This is a genomic window from Chromobacterium sp. CCUG 30098 (assembly GCF_059916605.1).
In genome coordinates, this window is record NZ_JAUCGS010000025.1 from 1 (window position 1) to 4,286 (window position 4,286).

Annotated in this window: 3 protein-coding genes; all 3 read right to left on the reverse strand. The window is 68.3% G+C overall.

Features of this window, described 5'->3' with window-relative positions; translation table 11 throughout:
• Window positions 1–11: 11 nt before the first annotated feature.
• A complete protein-coding gene (locus QUG03_RS23125) occupies window positions 12–1,211 on the reverse strand; it encodes a glycosyltransferase family 4 protein (protein ID WP_500821110.1) in 1,200 nt (399 codons plus the stop codon).
• Between the two features lies 1 nt (window position 1,212).
• On the reverse strand, window positions 1,213–2,634 hold the full coding sequence (locus QUG03_RS23130) for an HlyD family type I secretion periplasmic adaptor subunit (protein ID WP_500821111.1): 1,422 nt from the start codon (window positions 2,632–2,634) through the stop codon (window positions 1,213–1,215).
• A gap of 8 nt (window positions 2,635–2,642) precedes the next feature.
• Window positions 2,643–4,286 (reverse strand): type I secretion system permease/ATPase (locus tag QUG03_RS23135; RefSeq protein ID WP_500821112.1); only part of this gene is annotated, 1,644 nt, incomplete at its 5' end.

A 4,286-nucleotide genomic window follows, 5' to 3' on the forward strand; every position in this document is an offset into this window, starting at 1 on the left:
CTAAGCCGCCTTCACTCCGCCGGCAAGCCCAACAACCGTCGATAGCCCGCCAAGCCCGCTTCCACGCTGTAGCGCCCCGCCGTCTCCCGCGCCGCAAGCCGCAGACCACTTCCATCCGTCTCCAAGGCCGCGCCCACCTTCTCCGCCAGCGCCGCCGCGTCGAAGAAGTCGGTCAGCTCGCCGTTCTCCCCGTCCCGGATCACTTCCCGCACCGGCGCGGTGTCCGACGCCACGATCCGACAGCCGCTCGCCATCGCTTCCAGCAGGCTCCACGACAGCACGAAGGGATAGGTCAGGTAGACATGAACCGCCGACACCTGCAGCACCTGGCGGTAGACCTCGTACGGCACCTTGCCCAGGAAGTGCACCCGCTCCGGGTCCACCGGGTTGTCCCGCAGCAGCTTTTCGCGCCAGTGGGCGGCGTCGCGCGGCGCGCTGCCGTAGCTGACACCGTCGCCGCCGACGATGACGATCTGGCTGTCCGGCCGTTGCCGCAGCAGCGCCGGCAAGGCGCGCATCAAGGTGTGGAAGCCGCGATAGGGTTCGAGATTGCGCGCCACGTAGCTGACGATGGGCTGGCCGGCGCGCAGCGTCCGGCCGTTGGGCAGGGTCAGCGTCGCCGCCGGGTCCGGGCCCAGCAGCTCGGTGCGGATGCCTTCGTGCTGGATGCGCACGCTCGGCCGGTAAGCCGCCGGGTGCAGGCTGTGTTGCCAGTGGGTCGGGGTGACGCTGTGGTCGGCGTGTTCCAGATTGAGCAGGTGCAGCGCGTTGCGCGCCCGCAGCCGCGCCGCGCCGTCCAGGCTCAGCGGGAATTCCGGGTCGAAGTCGGCGTCGGCCCCGCGGCCGTGGTAGTAGTATTCGCTGTAGTGGATCAGCCGCGCCGTCGGGAACAGGTCTTTGAGGAACAGGGTTTCGCCCCAGCCGGGGTGGGCCAGGATGGCGTCCGGCCGGTAGCCGCGCTGTTGCAGCGGTTGCAGCGCGCGCAGCACCGCCTGGCCGTGCAGTACCGCGTCTTCGTAGCTGTGCAGATAGGGGTGGGTGTGCCGGTGCGGGCCGCGGTGCGGCCGGTAGCGCAGCAGTTTGACCCCGGCCAGGCCGGGCGCGCTGTCGCGCCCCACCGCCAGCAGCTCGATGTTCGGCCGCTGTTTCAGGTGTTCGGCGATGTGGCGCAGTTGGCCGGGGAAGTTTTGGTGGATCAGCAGCAGTTTCATCTCAGCGCTCGCGCAGCCCTTCGCCCACGTGCTGTTGCAGCGGACTCAGGAAGTAGTCGATCACCTGCCGCCGCCCGGTCTTGATTTCCGCGCTCACCGCCATGCCGGCGCTGAGCCGCACTCGCGCGCCGTCTATGTTCAGGTGGTCTTGCTTGAGCCGGATCCGCGCCAGGAACACCAGGCCCTTCTTCTCGTCTTGCATCGCGTCGTGGCTGACGCTGTCCACCACGCCGTCCAGGTAGCCGTAGCGGGTGTAGGGGAAGCTTTCCACTTTGACGGTGGCCGCCTGCCCCGGCCGCACGAAGCCGATGTCCTTGTTTTCGATCTGCGCTTCGATTTCCAGGGTTTCGTCCTGCGGCACCACCGCCAGCAGCGGCTGGGCTTCGGTGACCACGCCGCCCACGGTGTGGATGGCCAGTTGCTGCACGCTGCCCGCCACCGGCGCGGTGAGCCGGGTCAGCGCCTGGCGCTGGCCGGTCTTTTTCTGGTCTTCGCCGTATTGGCGCATTTGTTCGCGCGCTTCGCGCAGTTTGTCCATCGCCTCGCTGCGGAAGTTGGCTTGCAGCGCGCTCAGTTCTTGTTGCTGGCCGGCGATGGCGGCGTTGAGTTCTTGCAGCCGGCTTTGCTGGCTGGCCAGGTCGCCGGCCTGTTCGATGCGCGCTTGTTGTTTGTCGAGGTAGGCGTGTTTGGAGATGAAGTTCTTGGCCAGCAGGTCTTGGTAGTCGTGTTCGCGCGCTTCGGCGATGCGGGCGGTGGCTTGCAGCTTGCTCACTTGCTGGCGGGTGGTGGCGTGTTCGGCCTGGCGTTGGCGCAGGGTGGCGCCCAGCGCTTCGAGCTTGGCCTGGTAGCCGCGCCATTGGCCCAGCGCCAGGCTTTCTTCGGCCACGCGCTGGCCGTCGGCGACGCCGGGGGTGGCCGGCAGCTGCGGCAGCCGGCCGCTGTCCAGCGCGTTCAGCAGCGCCTGGTAGCGCGCGGCGGCCAGCGCGGCGGCGGCGTGGGCGTCGTCGGCCTTTTGTTTGTCGGCGCTGACGCCGGTGGCGTCCAGTTCGATCAGCACTTGGCCGGCCTTGACTTGCTGGCCGTCGCGCACGTGGATGGCTTTGACCACGCTGGGTTCCAGCGGCTGCAGGATCTTGGTGCGGCCGCCGCTGACGGTTTTGCCGCCGGCGACGGCGACGATGTCGAGCTGGCCCAGCGCGGACCACAGCAGCGCGACGCCGAACAGCGCGGCGATCAGGCGCATGCTCCACATCGGCAGCGGGGACAGCGGGCTGTCGGTCAGTTCCAGATGGGCGGGCAGGAAGGCCAGTTCGTCTTCGCGCCGCGGCTGGGGGTCCAGTTGATGGCGGATGGCCCAGTGCGCGGCAAAGGCCTGCCGGTAGCGCCGCGCGAAGTCGCGCAGCGCGTGCAGTTGGTGCTTCATGTACGGGTTTATCCTTGTTGCAGGCTGTGCAGGCGGGCGTAGTAGCCGTCGGGCTGGCGGAGCAGGTCTTCGTGGCGGCCGCTTTCGACGATGCGGCCTTGGTCCATGGCGATGATGCGGCTGGCGCCGCGCACGGTGCTCAAGCGGTGGGCGATGATGAGCACGGTGCGGCCCTGACAGATGGCGCGCATGTTTTGCATGATCGCGCGTTCGGATTCGTAGTCCAGCGCGCTGGTGGCTTCGTCCAGGATCAGGATGCGCGGGTTGCTGATCAGCGCGCGGGCGATGGCGATGCGCTGGCGCTGGCCGCCGGACAGGCTGGCGCCGTGTTCGCCCACCATGGTGTCGTAGCCTTCGGCCTGTTCCATGATGAAGTCGTGGGCGCCGGCCAGTTTGGCGGCGTGGATCACGTGGTCCAGCGCCAGCCCGGGGTCGGCCAGCGCGATGTTGTCGCGGATGCTTTGGTTGAACAGCAGGTTTTCTTGCAGCACCACGCCGATCTGCCGCCGCAGCCAGGCCGGGTCGGCCAGCGCCAGGTCGTTGCCGTCCACCAGCACGCGCCCGGATTCGGGCACGTACAGCCGTTGCACCAGCTTGGTCAGCGTGCTTTTGCCGGAGCCGGAGCGGCCGACGATGCCGATGACTTCGCCGGCCCGGATGTCCAGGCTCAGCCCACGCAGGATTTCCGGGCCGTCCGGACGGTAGCGGAACACCACTTGGTCGAACTGGATGCGGCCCTGGATCGCCGGCAGCGCCGCGCGGCTGGCCGGCAGTTCGCTGCGGGTGTTGAGGATATCGCCCAGCCGCTCGACCGAGATGCCGATCTGCTGGAAGTCCTGCCACAGTTGCGCCAGCCGCACCACCGGCGCCGCCACTTGGCCGGCCAGCATATTGAAGGCGATCAGTTGGCCGACGGACAGCTCGCCGGCGATCACCAGCCGCGCGCCCAGCCACAGGGTGGCGACGGTGACCAGTTTCTGGATCAGTTGCACGCCGTTCTGGCCGATATTGGCCAGCCGGGTGACGCGGAAGCCGGCGGCCACGTAGGCGGCCAGTTGGTTGTCCCAGCGCCGGGTCATGTGCGGTTCCACCGCCATCGCCTTGATGGTGCCGATGCCGCCCACCGCTTCCACCAGGAAGGATTGGTTGTCGGCGCCGCGCGCGAACTTCTCGTCCAGACGCCGCCGCAGCAGCGGGGTCAGCCCCGCCGACCACAGCGCGTAGCACGGCAGCGACACCAGCACGATCAGGGTCAGCCAGCCGCTGTAGTACCACATCACCGCCAGGAACACGAAGGAGAACAGCAGGTCCAGCACCGTGGTCAGCGCCTGGCCGGTGAGGAAGTTGCGGATATTGTCCAGCTCGCGCACCCGCGCCACGGTGTCCCCCACCCGCCGCGCTTCGTAGTAGGCCAGCGGCAGCGCCAGCAGGTGGCGGAACAGCCGCGCCCCCAGTTCCACGTCGATGCGGCTGGTGGTGTGGGCGAACACGTGGCTGCGCAGCGCCGACAGCGCCACATTGAACAACGACAGGATCAACAGCCCGACGGCGATCACGTCCAGGGTGTTGAAGGCGCGGTTGACCAGCACCTTGTCCATCACCACCTGGAAGAACAGCGGCGTCACCAGCGCGAACAGCTGCAACACCAGCGA